The organism is Paraburkholderia sp. MM5482-R2, assembly GCF_050436125.1.
Lineage (GTDB): Bacteria > Pseudomonadota > Gammaproteobacteria > Burkholderiales > Burkholderiaceae > Paraburkholderia > Paraburkholderia tuberum.
Window position 1 is genome coordinate 2,598,124 of record NZ_JBNDLP010000002.1, and the last position, 20,162, is coordinate 2,618,285.

The following is a 20,162-nucleotide window of genomic DNA, read 5'->3' on the forward strand; positions in this document are numbered from 1 at the left end:
CAACGCGCGGACATACCGCCAGCCCCGGCGCACGGAGCTCGGGCGCCGCGCCTCTTGCATGGCGCGGCGTTCTTCTTCATGATCGGTGCAGGCGGCCGCGCTCGCGGCTGGCCATTGTCGGTTGCCGGCATGCCTGTCGATCCGCGTCGCCGGACGCTCGATCAAGGAGACTGCGATGTGGTATTTCACCTGGATTCTCGGCGTGGGTGTGGCGCTCGGCTTCGGCATCATCAACGTGATGTGGCTCGAGGCCAACGGCACGTTCGCGCGCGACCCGCGCCCCGATGACGCCGCCGCGCCGCGTGAGGACAAGCCTGCGTGACTTCTCTGGTTTTCTTTTGCGGTCATGCGGGCACGGGCAAGACGACGCTTGCGAAAAAACTGCTCGGCCCGCTGATGAAAGTGAGCGGCACCCCCTTCTGCCTGCTCGACAAGGACACGCTGTACGGCGGCTATAGCGCGGCCGCGATGGCGATGCTGACCGGCAATCCGAACGATCGCGACAGCCCTCTTTTCCTGCAGCATCTGCGCGACCCCGAGTATCGCGGCCTCATCGATACGGCGCGCGACAATCTCGAACTCGGCATCAGCGCGTTGGTCGTCGGCCCGCTGTCTCGCGAGGTGCGCGAGCGGCGGCTGTTCGATCATGCGTGGCTCGGCGTCGCGTCGGACGTGAGGTTGCGTGTCGTGTGGGTGCGGACCTCGGAGGACGTGGCGCGGCAGCGGATCGTCGCGCGCGCGAATCCCAACGATGCGTACAAGCTCGCGCACTGGGACGACTACCGGCGGCGGCGCTTCGAGCCGAGCGGCGCGAGCCGCGAGGGTCTGCTGATGTTCGACAATACCGCGCCCAGTTCGGCGGACCATGAAGCGCTCGTCGCGCAAATCGTGGCTGGATGACGGCCCTCCCTTCTGTCTGGCGAGTGCCGCGCTGGTCCGATGATGGCTGAAAAACGGAAAATCCCCGTACGTCGGCGACGTACGGGGATTTTCATTCGACGCGAGCCATGCCGGCCTCAAACGGTCGCCATCGCCTCCAGCGACTGCCCTTCGTACAACTTGCCGAAGCGGTTCGCCAGAAAATCGCCGAGCGACACCTGCTCCTGGCGCACGAAGCTCTTTTGCGGCAGCTTGCGCTCGCGGAACAGATCGAGCACCGCGCACATCGCGCCGGCGGTCGTGATCTGAATCGCGCTCATCGGCACCCCGCAGACGGTCTTCGCGAAGATCTTGCGCGTGAACACCTCCTGCACCAGCTGACCGTCGCGCATGCCGCTCACGGTGATGAACACCAGCACGACATCTTGCGCGGTCGACGGCACCGAGCGGCGCATGATGGTCTTCAGCGTATCGCGGTCGCTCGACAAACGCAGGTCTTCGAGCAGGAACTGCATCAGGTTGCGATGACCCGGATAGCGCACCGACTTGTAGTCGAGCGATTCGACGCGGCCCGCCAGCGTTTCGCACAGCGTGCCCAGCCCGCCCGACGTATTGAACGCTTCGTACTCGGTGCCGTCGAGCGAGAAATGCTCGAGGCCTTCGAGCGGCTGCACCCATTGCGTGCGGCCATCGCGGATGGCCTCGCACGGCTGGCAGTACTCGTTGATCAGGCCGTCGACGCTCCACGTCAGGTTGTACTTCAGCGCATTGGTCGGAAACTCGGGCAGCGCGCCGACGCGCATCTTCACGTCGCGGATTTCCGTGAAGCGATTCGCGAGCTCGTGCGCGGCAATGCCGATGAAACCCGGCGCGAGACCGCACTGCGGCATGAATGCGTGATCGGCATCTGCGGCGATCGCGCGGATCGCGTGCGTCGCGCGTACGTCCTCGGTCAGGTCGAAATAATGGACATCCGCGCCCTTCGCGGCCGATGCGACGTTGACCGCGAGGTAGTACGGCAGCGCGTTGATCAGCACGTCGAAGCCCTGGATCGCGGCGCGCAGCACGGCGGCGTCGGCGGAATCGATGCGGCGGGTGGGAATGCCCTGGGCGGCGAGCTTGTCGAGCGCGTGCTGATCGCGGTCGAACGCGACGACTTCGTAGTCGCCCGTCTCGCGCAGCATATGGGCAATAGTGTGACCGATCAGACCTGCGCCAACGATAGCTACTTTCATCTGCTTCTCCTTGTTATCCATGTGCTGTCTCTGAGCTTGGGAAGTGCGCCGCGTGTTGCGCGCGGCGCCTGCGGGCCGAACCCCTGAATGACAGTGTAGGAAGAAGCAAAAACAGTTCATACGCGCAAACTGCTGCGGTATGACCATGCGGTTCGACGTTCTGACGAATCGGTCAAACGATTTGTCGAAACAGCGTAAAAAAGGCGTCAACGATGAACTCTCGCAGCACTCGCGAAGAGGTTACGCCGCGCGCCGACTCACACCGTGCCGCGGTCGATCTTGCGCGCGAGAATGATCGACGTCGTGGTCCGCTCGACGCCCTCTAGTCCGCCGATCTGATCGAGCAGATCGTTGAGCCGCTCGGGTGAATCGGCGCGCAGCCATGCCACGTAGTCGAACTCGCCGCTGACCGCGCACAGCATCTGGACTTCGGGCATTTTGCCGAGGCGTTTCTGCACGGCCGGTCCGTGCTTCGGCGCGATGATGATGCCGACATACGCAACGATGCTCGAATCGAGCACGTCCTGGCCAAGCCTCACGCTGTAGCCGGCGATCACGTTGCTGCGCTCGAGCCGCGCAATGCGCGCGATCACGGTCGTGCGCGCGACGCCGAGCTGCCGCGCAAGATTCGCGACGCTCTCGCGCGCGTTGGCTTGCAGCAGTGCAACGAGGTTGCGGTCGAGGTCGTCGAGCTGGTCGAGGCGCGGAGGTCTCATCGAAGGGGAAGGAAGTTGGTGTGGAATGAAGTTGGTGTGGAATGTCGCGGATTATCGCGCGTCTGCACGCAGCGGCGCCATGTCACGCGCTACGGTCACAGATGCACGGCACACTGTGGGGCGGCCTCGGCGCAGTATGTCGGCGCGATTGCCGCTCAGGCGCGAGCCGTTTCGCGTTCGTTTCGGTTGTAAGCGTTTGTCGCACACGCACCGTATTGTAGGGTTAACGTGTTACTAATAGCGGCGCCGGGCGAATGCGGCAGCCGCTTGCGGTGCGGCGCCATTCGCCGCTGGCGCGGGGCAAGACGCTCGCCGCGCGCCGTGTCTCAATAACGAACAGACATCAGGAGTTTCGATGAAAAAAGCACTGGTTATGCTGGCTACGGCCGTTTCGATGGGCGGCGCGTTCGCCCAAACCGCCGCGCCGGCCGCCGCGCCGGACACCACGGCCTCGGCCTCCGCGGCCAAGGCCGGCCACGAACGCAACGTCGAAGACCGCATCGCTTATCTGCACTCGCAACTGAAGATCACGCCCGCGCAGGAAACGCAATGGAAGGCGTTCGCCGACGTCATGCGCAGCAACGGCGAAACGATGGGCCAGTTGTTCGAGCAGCGCAAGGCGGCCACCAACGTGAGCGCGCTCGACGACATGAAACAGTACGCAACGATCGCGCAGGCGCATGCGGACGGCATGAAGAAGCTCGTCGATGCGTTCGATCCGCTGTATAGCAGCCTGTCGCCGGAGCAGAAGAAGCTCGCCGACGCGACGTTCCACCAGGGCGGCCCCGAGGGTCATCATCGCGGCCACCATGGCAAGGGCGGCAAGCCCGCGGCAGCCGCGAGCGACGCGACTGTCAAGCCGTAATGAAAGAGCGCCCGCGGCGGGGGTTGCCCCGTTGCGGTCGAGGGTCCGTTCGGACGCGGTTGATTTCGGCAATTCCGATGGCGCCCGAACAGCGGCTTTCTCACCACGCCTCAGCCTTTCGCCTCCCCCGCCCGGCTCATGCATCTGGCATTATTCGGGGGCGCGCTGTCTGGGCCGGCTACCCGTCCCAGCGACTCGACGCACGATCGCCGCAAAGCGGCAAGTCTCGCCGCAACGCTCGCCCCCCCTAATCTTCCACCCGCTTCATGACCGAACTCAGGAATCTCGATTTGCGTGACGATCCGCACGCCCAACGCGTCGTCAAGGACGAAACGGTAAGCGTCGAATTCGCCGCCGCCGAAGGCCAGTTGATGAGCCTCGAAGGCCCGAACCGCTATGTGCGCGGCGATGCGCTGATCACCGGCTCGACAGGCGAGCGCTGGGTCGTGTCGCGCGAGCGCTTCGATGCGAAGTACCTGCCCGCCGACGCCGCGCTCGCGCACGGCGAAGCCGGCGCCTACCGCAATCGCCCGGCGGTCGTACTCGCCCGCCAGATGGACGAGTCCTTCTCGCTCGCGCGCTGCGCGAGCGGTGGCGACGTGCTGCACGGCGCGGCCGGCGACTGGGTCATGCAGTACGCGCCCGGCGACTACGGCGTCGTGCAGGCCGCGCGTTTCGCGAAGGTCTATCGGCTCGCGGATTGAATCCGCTTCGCCCGCGCTTCATTCGCGCTTCATTCGCGCGTCACGCGAACTCGTCGCCGAGATCGACCGTGACTTCGCGCGGGACCGCCTCGCCATTCGCGTACATTTCTTCGAGCGAGCCCAGGCTCGCTTCGACGTACGCGCGCAATACCGCAAAGCTGCGGCCACGCAACCGCGCCGGCATCGCGCGATAACGCGCGAGCGCCGCCGGCGCGATCGCGACCGTCATCACGATACGGCGCGCGGTGGAACCGAAGCGCATTGCTACCCAGTGAACCGTCAGTGTGGGCGTGCCATCGTCGGCGGCACGCTCGATGAACTGCGTCTGCTCGGGAAACAGATCGCTGATGACGCGCGCGAGCTCGTCGAACTCCGGATGCGCGCAGTCGTATTGGTAAGCTTCCATGAAGGCTGCCGGGAAAAGAAGGTCCTGAAACGTAGGCGCATTTTAGAGAAACGCTGAAGGGATAGCGAGGCGCCTGCTGTCCAGCGGCTCATCCGCTCACGCCGCCGCCGGCCGCCGGTAAGTCCGTATCAGCAGTCCCGCGACGAACACCGCCGCCACCCCATAGATCGTATCGGCCGCCGCGAGCGGCAGCAGCCGCGCCTGCGTCATTGCCGCGGGCACGTCGATCAGCGCGTGCACCCCGATCGCGAGCGGCAGGATGCCGCGCGAGCCGGCCCGCACGCCGCGCCACATCAGCACCGACAGGCCGATCTGGAACACCAGCGCCGCGACGCGTTCGAGCGCGAAAATGCCGGCCAGTTGCGGCGTCAGGCTCGCGAGAATCAGATGCACGCGCATCACCGCTTCGGCCGGCAGATTGCCGAGGTAATCGCCGAGCCGGCCACGGTTTTCGAGGACCGCGAACACGAGCCACTGGAACTGCACGAACACGCCGACCATCCACGCTTCTGCGCCGCCGTGGCCGAGGCCGTAGCTGAGCGCGGCGCCATCGTCGGCGCGCAATGCGGCGGTGCGCGTGTCGGCGGTCGTGCTGGCGGCGGGGCTCGCGCCCGCGCTTGCAGCGACGCCGGCGGGCGCGTCGACGTTCGCCTTTTTGCGCACCGCCGGCCGCGCCGCCGCGCGCTTCATGAGCAGCCGCATGCCGACGAACCGCCCCACTTCCTCGCAAACGCCCGCGGCCAGCGCACCATAGACGACGAACGCGAGCGGCTGCGAAAGGAACGCCGCGGTCGTCTCGTTGCCACGCAACAGATAGTCGTGCAGTGCACGCTCGATGACCATCGCGAACAGCGCGAACACCGCGACGCCGGCGATCGCGTCGCGCGGCCGAAGCGCGAGCGGACGGCGCAATTGTCGGTAAATCAGAAACGGTAAAGCGGCGATGACGAGCGTGGCGAGCGCGAGGCTCGCGAGGGTAAGCGGTGGCACGACCATGAGTATCCTTGCGGGGTTCCTTGCAATCCCCGGCGCGCAACCGCTGCGCGCCGCAGCCCGCATCATCGCAGATTGGCCGGAAATCAGCGTGCGGTCGACGCACGCACGATCAGCTCGCCGGGCAGCAGGCAGTCGCGCGCGCCCGTCTGCGCGCCTTCGATGCGCTCGTGCAGGAATTCGACCGCGCGATAACCGATGTCGTAGGTCGGCTGGCGGATCGTCGTGATGCCGGCGAGCTCGGCCCACTCCGGATCGTCGATGGAAAGCAGCGCGACGCGGCTCTGCCAGTGCGCGCCGTAACGCGCGTTCAGATGCAGCGCGAGACGCAACGCGACCGGTGCGTTGGCCGCGAACAGCGCGACGCGTGGGGAGGCGCCGGCGGGCTCGGCACCGGCCCCGCCTGGCGAGTCGATCGCACGATCCAGCTCCGCGAGACCGCGCTCGAGCGCAGTTGCATCGGCGAGATCGAGCACCAGCGTACGACCGCGCGCGCGGCCATCGTCGCGCATCGCCCGATCGAATGCTTCGACGCGCAACTGCCGCGAGCTGACCTGCTCGAACGGCTGCACGACGAACCAGATGTGCTCGAAGCCCCGTTCGAGCAGATGCCGCGTACCGAGCGCGGCGGCCGCGCCATTGTCGAGACCGACCATGTCGGCGACCAGCCCCTCCACGCGCCGATCGACCAGTACCGCCGGAATCCCGCCGTCGCCGACCGGCCGCAACGTCTCCTCGCGCACGCCTAGCGCGTTGACGATCACACCTTCCACGCGGTACGTGGTCAGCAGTTGCAGATAACGCCGCTCCATCTCGACTTCGTTCGCCGCGTGGCAAATCAGCGGCATCAAGCCGAGCGCGTGGCACGCGGCCTCGACGCCTTGCAGCACTTCGACGGAGTACGGATTGGTCAGGTCGGCGACCAGCATGCCGACCAGCCGGTTGCGGCCGCGCTTCAGGCCGCGCGCCATCTGGTTCGGCTGATAGTCGAGCCGCGCGATCGCGGCTTCGATGCGCGCGCGCAGCTCGGGCGACAGCGCGCTGAACTCGCCGTTCAGATAGCGCGAGATGCTGGTCTTGCCGGTGCCGGCTTCACGCGCGACATCGGTGATGGTCGCGCGGCGCGTCGGCGCGCTCGGGGGACCAGGCGGCATGCTGGCCGGGGGCGGGGTCGTGCTCATTCGCTCATCGCTCGTGCCGGTCCGAGGACGGGAGCTTGCGCGCCGCCCTGCGAATCACTTCGCCAGGACTTCACGGTTGACGATGTTGGTCGTCAATGTGCCGTCGAGCGCGGCGACCAGGTTCTCCGCCGCGTTGAGCGCCATCGCATGACGGGTCTCGTGCGTCGCCGAGCCGATATGCGGCAATGCGACCACGTTCGGCATGGCGAGCAACGGCGAGTCGGCAGGCAACGGTTCGGTGTCGAACACGTCGAGGCCCGCGCCGTGAATCGTGCCGTTGCGCAGCGCCTCGATCAGCGCCGGTTCGTCGACGGTCGCGCCGCGTGAAGCGTTGATCAGGATCGCGCTCTTCTTCATCGCGCGCAGTTCGGCGGCGCCGATCAGATGCCGCGTCTCTCGCGTGAGCGGCACCTGCAGACAGACGAAATCGGACTGCGCGAGCAATTCAGCCAGCTCGACGCGCCGCGCGCCATACGCCTGCTCCGCTTGGTGGTTCGCGCTGCGGTTCGTATACAGCACCTTCATGTTGAAGCCATGCGCCGCGCGTCGCGCGACCGCGCCGCCGATCCGACCCAAGCCGACGATGCCGATCGTCTTGCCCTGCACGTCGAGCCCGAACTGCGCGGGCCCGATGCTCGTGCGCCACTGCCCCGCCTTGACCCAGTCGGCCAGTTCGACGACGCGCCGCGCGCACGCGAGGATCAGCGAGAACACGGTATCGGCGGTCGATTCGGTCAGCACGTCCGGCGTGTGCGCGAGCACGATGCCGCGGCGCGTGAGGTCGTCGACGTCGAACTGGTCGTAGCCGACCGAGATCGTCGACAGCGCCTTCAGCCGGCTCGCGCCTTCGAGCATCGCCGGCGTGATCTGCACGCTCGCGCCGATGCCGCCGTCGGCGTCGCGCAGCGCGGCGACCAACGCATCATGCTGAGACGGATCGACCTGCACGACCTGCGCATGCTGTTGCAGATAGGCGAGCACATCCTCGGGCAGCGACTTCCAGGCGACGATCTTGTTCATCAGCTAATTTTCCTTGTGACGGTGGGACGAGCGGAGCCACGTTGTTCGGCGGCGGCCGGCTTGACGGCGAGCGTGAGGATCACCGCGGCGACGAGCGCCACGCTCATGAATGCATACGATGCCGCGGGCGACCCGGTCGCGCCGTTCAGATAGCCGACCACGTACGAGCCGACGAACGAACCGAGCGCGCCCATGCTGTTGATCAGCGCCATCGCGCCGCCCGCGACGTTCTTCGGCAGCAGTTCCGGAACGATCGCGAAGAACGGTCCATACGGCGCGTACATCGCCGCGCCCGCGATCACGAGCAGCGCATACGAGACCCAGAAATGCGCGGAGCCGAGCCCGTACGACGCCGCGAACGCAATCGCACCGATCAGCAGGAACGGCCACACGAACACCTTGCGGCGGTTGAGTTTATCCGATGCCCACGAAGCTGCAAGCATCGCGATCGTCGCGGCCAGATACGGCAGCGCCGACAGCCAGCCGGTTTCCACCATGCCGAACGACGAGCCGTTCTTCAGGATCGACGGCAGCCACAGCACGAAGCCGTACACGCCGATGCTCCAGCAGAAATACTGCGCGCACAGCTTGATGACCGCGGGCGTGCGAAACGCCTCGCTGTAGTTGCGCACCGGCTTGATCGCGGCCTGCTCCGCGCGCAGCGTCTGCGCGAGCGCGTCTTTTTCCTCTTGCGTGAGCCACGACACCTGCTCGGGCTTGTCCTTGACGAGGAACCACCAGCAGATCGCCCAGATGATCGCGGGCGCGCCCTCGGCGATGAACATGTGCCGCCAGCCGAACGAATGCACAAGATAGCCGGACACGACCGACATCCACAGCACCGTGACCGGATTGCCGAGGATCAGGAACGTGTTCGCGCGCGAGCGCTCGCTCTTGGTGAACCAGTTGCTGATGAAGATCAGCATCGCCGGCATTACCGCGGCTTCGACGACGCCGAGCAGGAAGCGGATCGCCATCAGCGACGGAATGTTGCTGACCATGCCGGTCAACGCCGCGCAGCCGCCCCACAGAACGAGGCTCCAGAACACCAGTTTCTTCACGCTGCGGCGCTCGGCATAGATCGCACCCGGAATCTGGAAGAAGAAATAGCCGAGGAAGAACAGCGCGCCGATCAGCGACGCGAGCCCCTTGCTGATGCCGAGATCCTGGTTGATGCCGGCCGCCGACGCGAAGCCGAAATTCGCGCGATCCAGATACGCGAGGCTGTAGGTGATGAACACGATCGGCATGATCGTCCACCAACGGCGAATCGCAAGCGATGAGGTCATGGAAGTCTCCTTGGACGGCGTCGTCCCGAATCAATGATGAAAAAATCTGGGCGCGCTGTGGGCGCTCTTGTTGTCGTCGATGCTGGTTGTGGATGCAGCGCTATCGATGCGGTCCGATCCGCGTCAGGCCGCGCTTGCGATGTCCGGTACCTCGGCCAGCTCCAGTGCGTCGAGTTCGGCGCGGCTCGGCAAACCTTCCGAATCGCCGATCACCTGGATCGCGAGCGCGCCGATCCGGTTGCCACGCGCGACCGCCTGCGCGAGCGTGCGGCCTTCGAGCAGCGCGCTGATCACGCCGACCGCGAAACCATCGCCCGCGCCGACCGTATCGACGACGTTCGCGACCGGCCGGCCAGCGATCGTCGCGGCATCGGTCGCGGTGCGGTAATACGCGCCCTGCGCGCCGAGCTTGACGATCACGCCGCGCGCGCCGCGCTCGAGATAGAACTTCGCGATGTCCTCCGGCTGCGTGTGGCCGGTCAGAATCTCACCCTCGCCGATGCCGGGCAGCACCCAGTCGGCGAGCGCGGCGAGCGCGTTCAAGCCTTCGACCATCGCCGCGCGCGAGGGCCACAGCGTCGGACGCAGGTTCGGGTCGAACGAGATCGTCCTGCCTGCAGCGCGCATTTCGCGGGCCAGGTGGAATGCGAGTTCGCGCGAGCTTGCCGAGATCGCCGGGGCGACGCCGGTCAGATGCAGATGACGCGCGGGCAGCACGTAATCGGCGAGGTAGTCGTCGAGCGACAGATGGCTCGCCGCCGAGCCCTTGCGGAAGTATTCGACCGCCGGGTCGCTGCCGTCGTCGCTCTTCGACTTCAGCTGGAAGCCGGTCGGATGGCGCGCGTCGGTGCTCACGCATTGCTGGTCGATGCCCTCTTTCGTCAGCGTGTCGCGCACGTACCGGCCGAACGAATCGTCGCCGACGCGGCTCATCCAGCCCACCCTGAAGCCAAGTCGGGACAAGCCGATCGCGACGTTCAGATCCGCGCCGGCGATGCGCTTCGTGAAGTGCCCGACGCCCGCGAGCGGGCCGGCTTCGGCGGCGACGAACATCGCCATCGCTTCGCCGTAGGTGATCACGTCGAGCGCGGGGTAAGGGTGCGTCATGCTGGGCTCCTGGTGGTGCTTCTGATGCGGTGATTCGTGTTGCGTGGAATGCGTTCTTTGCTGCCTGGGTTGCTGCCGGGGTTGCTGCCTGAGTTGCCGCCTCGTCTGCTATACGGCTTCGACCGAGGCGCTTCGTGATGCCGCGTCGCGCGTCTACACGCGCGCAAGCCAGCTCACATAACGCGCGGCATCCGCGTCGATCCGGCTCGGATCAAACGGAAACTCGATGCCGCGCGGCACCTCGCGCGGCAGCCGGTCGAGGAGCGCGCGCAATGGCGCGTCATCCTCGGCCGGCGCGCTCGCAAAGCGCCGCGCGCCCTCGCCCGTGGTGGTCTTGCAATGGATGTACTCGACGTACGGCGCGAGCTGCGGCGCGATGGATAGCGGCGCGACGTCGAGCCACGCCCAGTTGCCGGTATCGAAGGTCATGCCGAGCACGCCCGCATGGCCTTCACGCGCGAGCGCATCGAACAGCCCGACGAACTGCCCGGGCGAGCCGCCCTGCGCCAGTTGCCCGTTTTCGACGACGAGCCGTGGCTGCGCACCGCCCGTGGTGCCCGAGCCGCTCGCGACGTGCGCGACGATGGCCGCGCCGTGAGCCTCGCCCGCGAAGCCGCCGAGTTGCAGCTTGACGAAGCGCGCGCCGAGCGCGGCCGCCTGATCGAGCGCGACACGCAGTGCGTCGGTATCGAGCTGGCCGTCCACCGCGTACAACGATGCCGGCGTCGAGAACACCGACCACAGCCCGAGATCGGCCAACGCCGCGCCGAGCGCGCGCAGCCGTTGCGGGTCCGCGTCCGCGTCGCTCGCGAACAGCTCCCGGCGCACTTCGAAACCCGCTGCGCCGGCGCGCTTTGCCGCCTGCGCCCATTTCAGATGGCCGTCGGCGCGCACGGCGTTCACACCGAACGCGCTGGCGACGACCACGATCTCCACTGCATCAGCCATATCCAACTCACGCAATTCTGAAGCGAAACCGCTTTTGGAACCGGTTCCAACCAAACTTCGAAAAAAAGCGCCGAGGCGCTGCGATGTGCGAATGGTGCTCGGGACAGCCATCGCGCACCATAGAGGAAATCCCCAGGCGCGGCCGGCATACGGCGAGCGTAAAGCGAAGCGCGCCGGCCACGGCAGCGCCCCGCGCGGGTTCGGATTCTCGACCCCATACGCTGCCAGCGCGGTAATCAGCCGCCCTCGTCCGCGACGCACATCGCCAGAAACTGCTCGACCACCCGCGACGGCGCGCTCGCATGCGGCACCAGAATCGACAGCCGCCGCGTCAGCGGCTGCGGGCTCAGCGACATGAGCCGCAGCGCACCGTCCTCATGCCGCATCGACATCGCCGACACGAAACCGACACCCATCCCCGCCCGCACCGCCTCCTTCACCCCTTCGACCCCCGCGATTTCGAGCGCCACGCGCATCGGCACGCCCGCGCGCGCGAACTCGCGCTCGACCGTCTGCCGCACGCCCGAGCCTTCCTCGCGCAGCACCAGCGGATACGCGCCGAACGCGGCCAGTTCGATGCGCCCGCCATTGTCCGCCTGCGCGAGCGGATGCGAGCGCGGCATGATCGCGACGATTTCGTCCTCGCGCCACGCATGGACGACCGTGTCCGGCGGCAGATCGGCGCCGGCGGGACCCTCGATCATCGCGATGTCGACCGAGCCGAGCGCACCGACGATCTCGGCCGTGTTGCCGTTGGCGGTATGCACGCTCACGTGCGGATAGCGGCGATGGAATTCGGCGATCAGGTACGGCAGCAGGTAGCTCGCCGGCGTCGTGCTCGCGCCGATCCGCAAGGTGCCCTGTTCGAGACCGCGCAGCGCGTCGCGATAGGCATGCGCCTGCCGCCAGGTGTCGCGCAGCCGCGCCGCATAGGCGGCGAGCTGTTCGCCGGCTGGCGTCAGCCGCACCCCGCGGCCATCGCGCTGATACAGCGGCTCGCCGAACTCGTCCTGCAATTGCCTCAGCTGGCCGGACACCGCCGGCTGCGACAGATGCAGCGCCACCGCCGCCCGGCTGATGTTGCGATGCTCAGCGACGGCGGCGAACGTTATAAGTTGATCCGGGGTCATCTCGATTAAATATCCGTTGAGCCGATACTTCACATTCTAAATCACGATTTTTCATATCGATATATCTAATTTAGGATTAGCCCCATTGCTGCTTATGCAGTCCCACGCAAGTCCGTTACGAAACCACCGATCATGTCCACACCCACCGCCCCGCTCGCCGCCGCCTCCCCCGCGCTGTCCACCCGCGGCCAGCTCAACGGCGTACTGTTCGTCGCGCTGTTCGCCGCCGCGGTCACGCGCATCGCGGCGATTCCGGCGATTGCCGGCCTTGGCCTGAGTCCGCTGATCGTCGGCATCGTCGCGGGGGCGATCTACGGCAACGCGCTGCGCGACAGCATGCCGGTCAGTTGGGCGGCCGGCGTGAATTTCTCGGCGCGCAAGCTGCTGCGCATCGCGGTCGCGTTCTTCGGCTTGCGTGTGAGCCTGCAGGAAATCGCCCAGGTGGGCCTGCCGGGTCTCGCGGAGTCGGTGCTGATCGTCGTCAGCACGCTCGTGATCGGCACCTGGGCCGGCATGAAAATCATGAAGCTCGATCGCGACACCGCGCTCCTGACGGCGGCCGGCAGCGCGATCTGCGGCGCGGCCGCGGTGCTCGCGTTCGAATCGACGCTGCAGTCGAAGCCGCACAAGAGCGCGATGGCGGTCGGCAGCGTCGTGCTGTTCGGCACGCTGTCGATGTTCCTCTACCCGGTGCTGTTCAACGCAGGCTGGCTGCATCTCGACACGGTCGGCGCCGGCCTGTTCTTCGGCGGCACGATCCACGAGGTCGCGCAGGTGGTCGGCGCGGCGAGCAACGTGAGCCCCGAAGCGACGCACATCGCGACGATCGTCAAGATGACCCGCGTGATGCTGCTCGTGCCGGTATTGCTGGTGGTCGGCCTGTGGGTGAACCGCGCGACGCGCGGCGCGACGGATGGCGGCACGGACGGCGCCGCCCCGCGCAAGCTGGCGATCCCCTGGTTCGCACTCGGCTTCCTCGCCTGCGTGGCGATCAACTCGCTGCATGTGCTGCCGGAAAGCGCCACCTCGACGCTGAACCTGTTCGACACCTTCGCGCTGACGATGGCGATGACCGCACTCGGCATGGAAACGCGCTTCTCGCAGATTCGCGAAGCGGGTCCGCGCGCGCTGACCACCGGCCTGATTCTGTATGTATGGCTGATCGCCGGCGGACTCGGCATCACATGGACCGTCCAGCACCTGTTCCACTAAGCCGTCGCCGGCTCTCCCGCCTTCCCCGACACCCCGCCGCGCGCGGGGTTTTGCGCTTTCTGGCGCACCATCCCGGCCGATCACACGGCATACTCGTTGCTGCGAACTTTGCCCCCCAACCCGCCCGTGCGCGACGTCCGATGGCAGCGGTGAAACCGCCTTGCCGCGACGCGTCCGGGCGACCGGAATGAGGATCGATCGATGAGCCTGGAACTGTACTACTGGGATGGCCTGCAAGGCCGCGGCGAATTCGTGCGGCTCGCGCTGGAGGAAGCCGGCGTCGACTATGTCGAAGTCGCGCGCGGCAAGCCTTCGAAGGGCCTTGGCACCAAGGCGATGATGGCGGTGATGCAAAGCCCCGACGAGCCGTATCCGCCGTTCGCGCCACCGTTTCTGAAAGACGGCGATCTGGTGATCGCGCAGACCGCCAACATCCTGTTCTATCTCGGCCCGCGGCTCAAGCTGGCGCCGGAGGTGGACAGCCTGCGCTATGTCGCGAACGGCCTGCAGTTGACGATCGCCGACGTCGTCACCGAAGCGCACGACACCCACCATCCGCTCGCGAGCGGCCTCTACTACGAGGAGCAGAAAGACGCGGCGAAGGTGCGCGCGCACGATTTCATCGACCATCGGATTCCGAAGTTCATGTCGTACTTCGAGCGCGTGCTCGCGCAGAATCCGGCCGGCGACAGCTTCATGGTCGGCGACACGCTGACCTATGTGGACCTGTCGATGTTCCAGCTGATCGACGGTCTGCTGTACGCGTTTCCGCGCGCGCTGAAGCGCTTCGGCGAGCACTATCCGCGGCTCGCCGCGCTGCACGACGCCGTGATCGCAAGACCGAACATCGCCGCGTATCTGGACTCGGACCGGCGCATCGGCCATAACGAAAGCTGCATCTTCCGGCACTATCCTGAACTCGACAAGGCGGCGACTTGAACCGCGCCGCCCGCCTCCGCCCGCTCGCCGCCGCGCGCCCGCCATTCGAGGCGGGCGCGCTGCTGTTGCGCCGCGGTTTTTTCAACCTTCCTTCACGCCCCGTACCGACGACGTGCTTTCATTCCTGCTGAAGCTGCGCACCCGCGCCCAAAGCGTTTTCCGCCTCTCAGAAGCCCATACGGTGCTGGTCTGGGCCGTTGTGGTCGGCATTGCCGGCGCGTTGGCGACCATCGTGTTTCGCAAGGGCATCGAACTGCTGCAGCTGGCGATTGCCGGCCGCTCCGGCAGCTTCGTCGACATGGCGCGCAGCCTACCGTGGACCATGCGCATCTGGCTGCCGGCCGCGGGTGGTCTCGTCGCCGGCATTTTCCTGCTGATTGCGCAGCGTCACGCCGACACGAAAACGCACACCGACTACATGGAAGCGGTCGCGATCGGCGACGGCGTCGTGCCGGTGCGCCTGAGCCTGTGGCGCAGCGTGTCGTCGCTGTTTACGATCGCGAGCGGCGGTTCGATCGGTCGTGAAGGTCCGATGGTGCAGCTCGCGGCGCTCGCCTCGTCGCTGATCGGCCGCTGGGTCCACTTCGATCCGCCGCGGCTGCGCCTGCTCGTCGCGTGCGGCGCGGCGGCCGGTATCACGTCCGCGTACAGCGCGCCGATCGCGGGCGCGTTTTTCGTCACCGAGATCGTGCTCGGCTCGATCGCGATGGAAAGCTTCGGGCCGGTGCTGGTCGCGGCGGTCGTCGCGAACATCACGATGCGCGAGTTCGCCGGCTACAAGCCGCCCTACGAGATGCCGGAGTTTCCGACCGTGACCGGTCCCGAGGTGCTGCTGTTCGTCGCGCTCGGCGCGCTGTGCGGCGCGGCCGCGCCGCAGTTTCTGCGGCTGCTCAACGCATCGAAGGCGGCCTTTCGCAAGCTGCCGGTGGCGTTGCCGGTGCGGCTCGCGCTCGGCGGTCTCGTGGTCGGCATCATTTCGGTCGCGGAGCCCGAGGTGTGGGGCAACGGCTACAGCGTCGTGAACTCGATCCTGCATTCGCCGTGGACATGGTCCGCGCTCCTGCTGGTGCTCGTCTGCAAGCTCGCGGCGACCGCGGCGACGGCCGGCTCCGGCGCGGTGGGCGGCGTGTTCACGCCGACGCTGTTCGTCGGCGCGGCGGTCGGCTCGCTGTTCGGCCAGGGCATGCACGCGTTGTGGCCGCATGCGACGTCGGCCGCTTACGCCTATGCGATGGTCGGCATGGGCGCATTCCTCGCGGGCGCGACCCAGGCGCCGCTGATGGCGATCCTGATGATCTTCGAGATGACGTTGAGCTATCAGGTCGTGCTGCCGCTGATGCTGTCGTGCGTGGTCGCGTATTTCATCGCTCGCGCGATCGGCAAGACCTCGATGTACGAGATCACGCTGCGCCGCAATCGCGAGGAGCAGGAGCGCTCGCGATTGCGCGCGACGCAGATGCGCGAGCTGATCCGCCCCGCGCAGACCGTCGTGCCGCCGAACGCGACCGTGCACGACATGACGCGCGTGTTCCTCGAGTATCCGGTCAAGTATCTGTACGTCGCGAACGACTCGGGCGCGTTTCTCGGCGTGGTCGCGCTGAAGGACATCACGTCCGATCTGCTCGAGCGGCGCGAAACGTCGATGAAAACCGCCGCCGATTATCTGCAGCCGCATTTCGACGTGCTGACGCCGGACATGTCGCTCGCCATCGCGTTACAGCACTTCATGGCGTTTCAGGGCGAGCGGCTGCCGGTGATCGAAAGCACCGCGCATCCGAAGCTCGCCGGCGTCGTCTATAAGACCTCGCTGCTCGATGCGTACTTCCGCATGAGTCCGTCGCGCTAGAGCTTTCGAAGGCTTCGCGGGGCGCGATGCAAAGCGCCGCGGATTCTCTACAATGGACAGACCCGCCGGCCCTTCACGCGGCCGGCACGCGTGAGCCCAGCTTGGGCGCAGCGACAGCGCCCGCCGTAGCGTCGGAGCGAAGATGAGCGAACCGTCCCCCGAGGCCGTACGCCGCGATCAGGCCGGCTGGATTTTCGTGCATATCGAAGGCGAGCCGTACGATCGCGGCGAGCAGCACGGCCAGTTACTCGCCGACGAAATCAGAAACGCGATCCGCACCGCGCGCTATCTCGCCAAATGGGACACCGGGGAGGAGTTCGACACCTTCGTCAATGCCGCGACGAGCCAGTTCACGAGCAAGCTCGACACCGAATTCGCCGATGAAATCCATGGCATCGCCGACGGCGCGAAGCTGCCGTTCGCTGAAGTGCTCGCGTGGAACGGCTACATGGATCTGCTGCAAAGCTGGTGGCCGACGCACGCCGCGCAGGCGCAGCCGCATCTGGGCGCGAAACTGTGGCGCGGCCGGCGCGGTCACCACTGCAGCGCGTTCATCGCAACCGGCAACGCGACGCGCGACGGCCGCATCGTGATGGCGCACAACTCGTGGGACCGCTATGCGGCCGGCGACGCGTTCAACGTCGTGTTCGACATCGTGCCCGACCGCGGCAACCGCATCCTGATGCAGGGCCTGCCGGGCTGCATCTCGAGCCTGACCGATTTCTGGGTCACGGCGGCCGGCCTGATGATCACCGAAACGACGATCTCGAACTTCGCGGGCTACAACGCGGCCGGTGCGCCCGAGTTCTATCGCTCGCGGCGCGCGTCGCAATATGCGAACAGCATCAAGGAATGGTGCGACATGTTCTCGCTCGCGAACAACGGCGGCTACGCGAACAGTTGGCTGCTCGGCGACACGAAGACCGGCGAGATCGCGCGTTACGAACTCGGGCTGCACTATGCGGGCTTCGAGACCACCAAAGACGGTTTCTACAGCGGCTACAACACCGCGACGGATCTGAAGATCCGCAACCAGGAATGCATCGGCGAAGGCGAGGACTATACCGACGTGCGCAAGAACGGCGCGCGGCGTCTGCGTTTCATGCAGCTCGAGGAACTGCATCGCGGCAGCATCGACGTCGAGCTCGCGAAGCAGATGATCGCCGATCATCACGACGTCTATCTCGATCGCAACGACAACCCGTGCTCGCGCACGATCTGCGGGCATCTGGAGCTCGACGACGCGCGCTTCGGCGGCACCGATCACGGGCCGTTCAATCCGTGGGGCGCGAACGACGGCAAGGTGATCGACAGCGAAATGGCCCGCGAGATGGCCTTCACCGCGCGCTGGGGGCATCCGTGCGGCCGGCCGTTCGACGCACAGGCGTTCATGAAGCGGCATCCGCAGTGGAACTGGCTGGACGGCTATATGCGCGACCGGCCGTCGTGGCCGTGGACGCGCTTCGATGTGCTGCGCTAGCGCATGGCGGACGCGCGCGCCTGTTCGTGCCATGATCGAATCTACAATCCGGTTTTGTCGCAAATGTGCGCGCGTTGCAGTATTTGCCATCTAAGATGGTAAGGAGCCTGGGCCGCGCAGCGCCATGCCGTCCTCGGCTTGCACCGTCCTCTCGACGCGGGACGGCACAGGGTTTGCTCGATTGTCAGCGCCGCATGAGCTTTAGGAGGTCGGGCGATGAAAACCTCGACACTGTTAATCATGGTGACGCTGTCAGCCTCGTGCTTTGCCGCGCCGGTTCATACCGCCTCGGACAGCACGGATTCCATCACGCTTGCGCAACGCGCGAACGCCGCGCCGGTCGCGCCTCCGGCCCCAGACGTGTCGAGCACCGACGCCAGCCGTCCGCAGCACTGGGAGCATATTGCGCTGCCGAAGTCCCGACATCTGGACCGCAGCCTGACCGGGCAGAACGAGCATCTGACCACGTGAGGGCCGCCGCAACGGCGGGCGGCGGCGCGGCTACGACGGCGCGCCTGCCCGGTTTGCGCCGGCTGTCATAACGCAGGGGTGGCGTGCGCGCGGGATTGCAACAGACTGCGAGAAACTCATCGCGGCGAGGCGCTGGCTTTTCGTGGCAGCAATAACGACGTGACTAACTCAAGCTCACCAGGAGCATGCGCATGACGGCCTCGGACATCCCCGGCGAATCGATCGATCTGCAGATCGCCGATCTTCTCAGCGAAGTCGAATTCCCGACCAACAAGGACGCACTCGTCGACGCCGCGCGCGAAGCCGGCGCGAGCAACGAGGTGTTGGCGATGCTCGATGGTATGCCGGAGCAGGATTATGTCGACATCGAGTCGGTCACGCGCCTGATCGGCGGCAACTATGGCCCGGGCCTGGGGATCTGAACCCGGATTCAACCTCGCCTCACCTCACACGTCAGAACTGCGACGACGCCGCGATCCGCGCGCGCGCCACCCGCGTCACACGGCGCGTCGTGCGGCTGTTTTCGACCGCGTCGATCTCGCGCGCCGTCGGAGCGTCGGACCCGCTCACACCGGCCACCACCCGCGCCGGCGCCACGCTACGGGAATTCCGCGCCTGCGCGCTGTCCGGCTGGAAATGCTCGACCAGATGGTCGATGAACGTCCGCACCTTCGCCGGCAGATGTAGCCGGCTCGGATACGCAATCGTGATTTCGATGGGCGGCAGACTGTACGCGTCGAGCAGACGCACGAGCCGCCCCGCTGTCAGATCACGGCCGATCAGGTAGCTCGGCAGGATCGCCACGCCCATGCCGAGCAGCGCGAACTGCCGCAGCATCTCGGCGTTGTTCGCCGCGATCGCGTTGGTCGGCCGCACCCGCACTTCGCCGTCCGGCCCATTGAACAGGCGCTCCTCGCCGCCCTGCTCGGCCGGCCTGCTCAGGCACGAATGCCTGAGTAGATCCTCGGGGCGCTTCGGCGTGCCGTGTTGCGCCAGATACTCGGGCGTCGCGCAGACCGTCATGTAGCCGGTCGTCAACCGCCGCGTGACGATGCTCGCGCTGCGCATGTGCCGCGCAGCCAGGATGCCGACGTCGAAGCCCTCTTCGACCAGATCGACGTGGCGGTCGGCGAGCGTGACGTCGGGCACGACGTCGGGATAGCGCGCCGCGTACGACTGCACGACCGGCGCGAGACTGTGCAATCCGAACACGACCGGCGCGACGATGCGCAGCGTGCCGACCGGCTCGTGATTGCGCGCCACCACCATCTGCTCGACGCTTTCGAGATCGGCGAGGATGTGGCGTACGCGCTCCAGATAGGTCGCGCCGGATTCGGTCAGCGAAAGACGGCGGGTGGTGCGGTTCAGCAGTCGCGTGCCGAGCCGCGCTTCGAGATCCGCGACGTGCCGCGTGACGACCGCGGTGGACAGATCCAGCGCGCCCGACGCGCCGACGAAACTGCCGAGGTCCGCCACCTTGACGAACACGCGCATCGACTGCAGTTGATTCATGGGACCACTCCTGCCTCGGTGAAGCCGGGCCGGCGCAACCGTTGCCGCCTGTGTCGACCCGCGCCGCATGGGCGCGCGCGGGTCCGCCCAACGCAACCGATTCTAGCGATAGGACATGTCCCAACCCTGACCCAGACATGACATTCCGGTCAGATTCGGCGCGGCGTGTCCATCGCGCCACTATTACGGCGTCTATCGTGGATTTTAGCTAGGTATAAACCCTAGTTTG

The 20,162-nt window shown here is 66.5% G+C and carries 21 protein-coding genes; 10 read left to right on the forward strand and 11 right to left on the reverse strand.

All coding sequences use genetic code 11. From position 1 onward, the window contains the following. Positions 1-175 precede the first annotated feature (175 nt). Together cydX and OKW37_RS14820 are read left to right on the forward strand one after the other, a co-directional pair. Complete coding sequence (gene cydX, locus OKW37_RS14815; RefSeq protein ID WP_184056699.1) at positions 176-322, forward strand: cytochrome bd-I oxidase subunit CydX; 147 nt, start codon at positions 176-178, stop codon at positions 320-322. Continuing rightward, a complete protein-coding gene (locus tag OKW37_RS14820; protein ID WP_184056703.1) occupies positions 319-900 on the forward strand; it encodes an AAA family ATPase in 582 nt (193 codons plus the stop codon). Before cydX ends, OKW37_RS14820 begins: the two co-directional genes overlap by 4 nt. Before the next feature lie 116 nt (positions 901-1,016). On the opposite strand, the gene OKW37_RS14825 is transcribed toward OKW37_RS14820, so the two are convergent. Both OKW37_RS14825 and OKW37_RS14830 read right to left on the reverse strand, forming a co-directional pair. Then, the gene (locus OKW37_RS14825) at positions 1,017-2,114 is read right to left on the reverse strand and encodes a saccharopine dehydrogenase C-terminal domain-containing protein (protein ID WP_429405642.1); all 1,098 of its coding nucleotides are present in this window, start codon (positions 2,112-2,114) and stop codon (positions 1,017-1,019) included. 257 nt (positions 2,115-2,371) lie between these two features. Continuing rightward, the gene (locus OKW37_RS14830; RefSeq protein ID WP_090805298.1) at positions 2,372-2,830 is read right to left on the reverse strand and encodes an Lrp/AsnC family transcriptional regulator; all 459 of its coding nucleotides are present in this window, start codon (positions 2,828-2,830) and stop codon (positions 2,372-2,374) included. 355 nt (positions 2,831-3,185) lie between these two features. Here OKW37_RS14830 and OKW37_RS14835 point away from each other — a divergent pair, with 355 nt between their 5' ends. Both OKW37_RS14835 and OKW37_RS14840 read left to right on the forward strand, forming a co-directional pair. Next, positions 3,186-3,695 carry a Spy/CpxP family protein refolding chaperone gene (locus OKW37_RS14835; RefSeq protein ID WP_184056708.1) on the forward strand — a complete coding sequence of 170 codons (510 nt, stop codon included), beginning with the start codon at positions 3,186-3,188 and terminating at the stop codon, positions 3,693-3,695. Between the two features lie 266 nt (positions 3,696-3,961). After that, positions 3,962-4,399, forward strand: coding sequence for a PGDYG domain-containing protein (locus OKW37_RS14840; RefSeq protein WP_184056710.1), 438 nt, complete (start codon positions 3,962-3,964; stop codon positions 4,397-4,399). Positions 4,400-4,439: 40 nt separating this feature from the next. Here OKW37_RS14840 and OKW37_RS14845 read toward each other — a convergent pair whose 3' ends face one another. From OKW37_RS14845 to OKW37_RS14880, 8 genes are all read right to left on the reverse strand, one after another. Next, positions 4,440-4,805, reverse strand: a complete 366-nt coding sequence (locus tag OKW37_RS14845; protein ID WP_184056713.1) for a DUF3022 domain-containing protein — start codon at positions 4,803-4,805, stop codon at positions 4,440-4,442. 96 nt (positions 4,806-4,901) lie between these two features. Further along, positions 4,902-5,801, reverse strand: coding sequence for a YhfC family intramembrane metalloprotease (locus tag OKW37_RS14850; protein ID WP_184056716.1), 900 nt, complete (start codon positions 5,799-5,801; stop codon positions 4,902-4,904). 83 nt (positions 5,802-5,884) lie between these two features. Further along, a complete protein-coding gene (locus tag OKW37_RS14855; RefSeq protein WP_429405639.1) occupies positions 5,885-6,979 on the reverse strand; it encodes a LacI family DNA-binding transcriptional regulator in 1,095 nt (364 codons plus the stop codon). Positions 6,980-7,033: 54 nt separating this feature from the next. Then, positions 7,034-7,999 (reverse strand): 2-hydroxyacid dehydrogenase, encoded by a 966-nt coding sequence (locus OKW37_RS14860; protein WP_429405637.1) that lies wholly within the window; start codon positions 7,997-7,999, stop codon positions 7,034-7,036. Further along, on the reverse strand, positions 7,999-9,288 hold the full coding sequence (locus OKW37_RS14865) for an MFS transporter (RefSeq protein ID WP_184056724.1): 1,290 nt from the start codon (positions 9,286-9,288) through the stop codon (positions 7,999-8,001). The genes OKW37_RS14860 and OKW37_RS14865 overlap by 1 nt, the downstream gene beginning before the upstream one ends. A 123-nt stretch (positions 9,289-9,411) precedes the next feature. Continuing rightward, positions 9,412-10,395: a sugar kinase gene (locus tag OKW37_RS14870; RefSeq protein ID WP_260334880.1), complete on the reverse strand. Its 984-nt coding sequence runs from the start codon at positions 10,393-10,395 to the stop codon at positions 9,412-9,414. 153 nt (positions 10,396-10,548) lie between these two features. Further along, positions 10,549-11,343 (reverse strand): sugar phosphate isomerase/epimerase family protein, encoded by a 795-nt coding sequence (locus tag OKW37_RS14875; RefSeq protein WP_429405635.1) that lies wholly within the window; start codon positions 11,341-11,343, stop codon positions 10,549-10,551. Positions 11,344-11,579: 236 nt separating this feature from the next. Continuing rightward, positions 11,580-12,473: a LysR family transcriptional regulator gene (locus OKW37_RS14880; protein WP_184022703.1), complete on the reverse strand. Its 894-nt coding sequence runs from the start codon at positions 12,471-12,473 to the stop codon at positions 11,580-11,582. Between the two features lie 132 nt (positions 12,474-12,605). Here OKW37_RS14880 and OKW37_RS14885 point away from each other — a divergent pair, with 132 nt between their 5' ends. The 6 genes from OKW37_RS14885 (at position 12,606) to OKW37_RS14910 (ending at position 18,843) form a co-directional block, all read left to right on the forward strand. Further along, on the forward strand, positions 12,606-13,685 hold the full coding sequence (locus OKW37_RS14885) for a YeiH family protein (protein WP_429355677.1): 1,080 nt from the start codon (positions 12,606-12,608) through the stop codon (positions 13,683-13,685). A 201-nt stretch (positions 13,686-13,886) separates the two neighbouring features. Then, entirely contained in the window at positions 13,887-14,624 is a 738-nt protein-coding gene (locus tag OKW37_RS14890; protein ID WP_090805317.1) for a glutathione S-transferase, read from the forward strand. A 112-nt stretch (positions 14,625-14,736) separates the two neighbouring features. Then, the gene (locus OKW37_RS14895; protein ID WP_184056737.1) at positions 14,737-16,470 is read left to right on the forward strand and encodes a ClcB-like voltage-gated chloride channel protein; all 1,734 of its coding nucleotides are present in this window, start codon (positions 14,737-14,739) and stop codon (positions 16,468-16,470) included. A 142-nt stretch (positions 16,471-16,612) separates the two neighbouring features. Beyond that, a complete protein-coding gene (locus OKW37_RS14900) occupies positions 16,613-17,950 on the forward strand; it encodes a C45 family autoproteolytic acyltransferase/hydolase (RefSeq protein WP_429405632.1) in 1,338 nt (445 codons plus the stop codon). 216 nt (positions 17,951-18,166) lie between these two features. Further along, positions 18,167-18,421 (forward strand): hypothetical protein, encoded by a 255-nt coding sequence (locus OKW37_RS14905; protein ID WP_090805320.1) that lies wholly within the window; start codon positions 18,167-18,169, stop codon positions 18,419-18,421. Positions 18,422-18,612: 191 nt separating this feature from the next. Next, on the forward strand, positions 18,613-18,843 hold the full coding sequence (locus OKW37_RS14910) for a DUF2795 domain-containing protein (protein ID WP_184003893.1): 231 nt from the start codon (positions 18,613-18,615) through the stop codon (positions 18,841-18,843). Positions 18,844-18,874: 31 nt separating this feature from the next. On the opposite strand, the gene OKW37_RS14915 is transcribed toward OKW37_RS14910, so the two are convergent. Next, positions 18,875-19,933: a LysR family transcriptional regulator gene (locus tag OKW37_RS14915; RefSeq protein ID WP_429405630.1), complete on the reverse strand. Its 1,059-nt coding sequence runs from the start codon at positions 19,931-19,933 to the stop codon at positions 18,875-18,877. Positions 19,934-20,162 lie beyond the last annotated feature (229 nt).

Coding starts and splice junctions, on each gene's coding strand:
- cydX (WP_184056699.1), top strand. CDS start 176: ATGTGGTATTTCACCTGGATTCTCGGCGTGGGTGTGGCGCTCGGCTTC.
- OKW37_RS14825 (WP_429405642.1), bottom strand. CDS start 2,114: ATGAAAGTAGCTATCGTTGGCGCAGGTCTGATCGGTCACACTATTGCC.
- OKW37_RS14830 (WP_090805298.1), bottom strand. CDS start 2,830: ATGAGACCTCCGCGCCTCGACCAGCTCGACGACCTCGACCGCAACCTC.
- OKW37_RS14835 (WP_184056708.1), top strand. CDS start 3,186: ATGAAAAAAGCACTGGTTATGCTGGCTACGGCCGTTTCGATGGGCGGC.
- OKW37_RS14840 (WP_184056710.1), top strand. CDS start 3,962: ATGACCGAACTCAGGAATCTCGATTTGCGTGACGATCCGCACGCCCAA.
- OKW37_RS14845 (WP_184056713.1), bottom strand. CDS start 4,805: ATGGAAGCTTACCAATACGACTGCGCGCATCCGGAGTTCGACGAGCTC.
- OKW37_RS14850 (WP_184056716.1), bottom strand. CDS start 5,801: ATGGTCGTGCCACCGCTTACCCTCGCGAGCCTCGCGCTCGCCACGCTC.
- OKW37_RS14855 (WP_429405639.1), bottom strand. CDS start 6,979: ATGAGCACGACCCCGCCCCCGGCCAGCATGCCGCCTGGTCCCCCGAGC.
- OKW37_RS14860 (WP_429405637.1), bottom strand. CDS start 7,999: ATGAACAAGATCGTCGCCTGGAAGTCGCTGCCCGAGGATGTGCTCGCC.
- OKW37_RS14865 (WP_184056724.1), bottom strand. CDS start 9,288: ATGACCTCATCGCTTGCGATTCGCCGTTGGTGGACGATCATGCCGATC.
- OKW37_RS14870 (WP_260334880.1), bottom strand. CDS start 10,395: ATGACGCACCCTTACCCCGCGCTCGACGTGATCACCTACGGCGAAGCG.
- OKW37_RS14875 (WP_429405635.1), bottom strand. CDS start 11,343: ATGGCTGATGCAGTGGAGATCGTGGTCGTCGCCAGCGCGTTCGGTGTG.
- OKW37_RS14880 (WP_184022703.1), bottom strand. CDS start 12,473: ATGACCCCGGATCAACTTATAACGTTCGCCGCCGTCGCTGAGCATCGC.
- OKW37_RS14885 (WP_429355677.1), top strand. CDS start 12,606: ATGTCCACACCCACCGCCCCGCTCGCCGCCGCCTCCCCCGCGCTGTCC.
- OKW37_RS14890 (WP_090805317.1), top strand. CDS start 13,887: ATGAGCCTGGAACTGTACTACTGGGATGGCCTGCAAGGCCGCGGCGAA.
- OKW37_RS14900 (WP_429405632.1), top strand. CDS start 16,613: ATGAGCGAACCGTCCCCCGAGGCCGTACGCCGCGATCAGGCCGGCTGG.
- OKW37_RS14905 (WP_090805320.1), top strand. CDS start 18,167: ATGAAAACCTCGACACTGTTAATCATGGTGACGCTGTCAGCCTCGTGC.
- OKW37_RS14910 (WP_184003893.1), top strand. CDS start 18,613: ATGACGGCCTCGGACATCCCCGGCGAATCGATCGATCTGCAGATCGCC.
- OKW37_RS14915 (WP_429405630.1), bottom strand. CDS start 19,933: ATGAATCAACTGCAGTCGATGCGCGTGTTCGTCAAGGTGGCGGACCTC.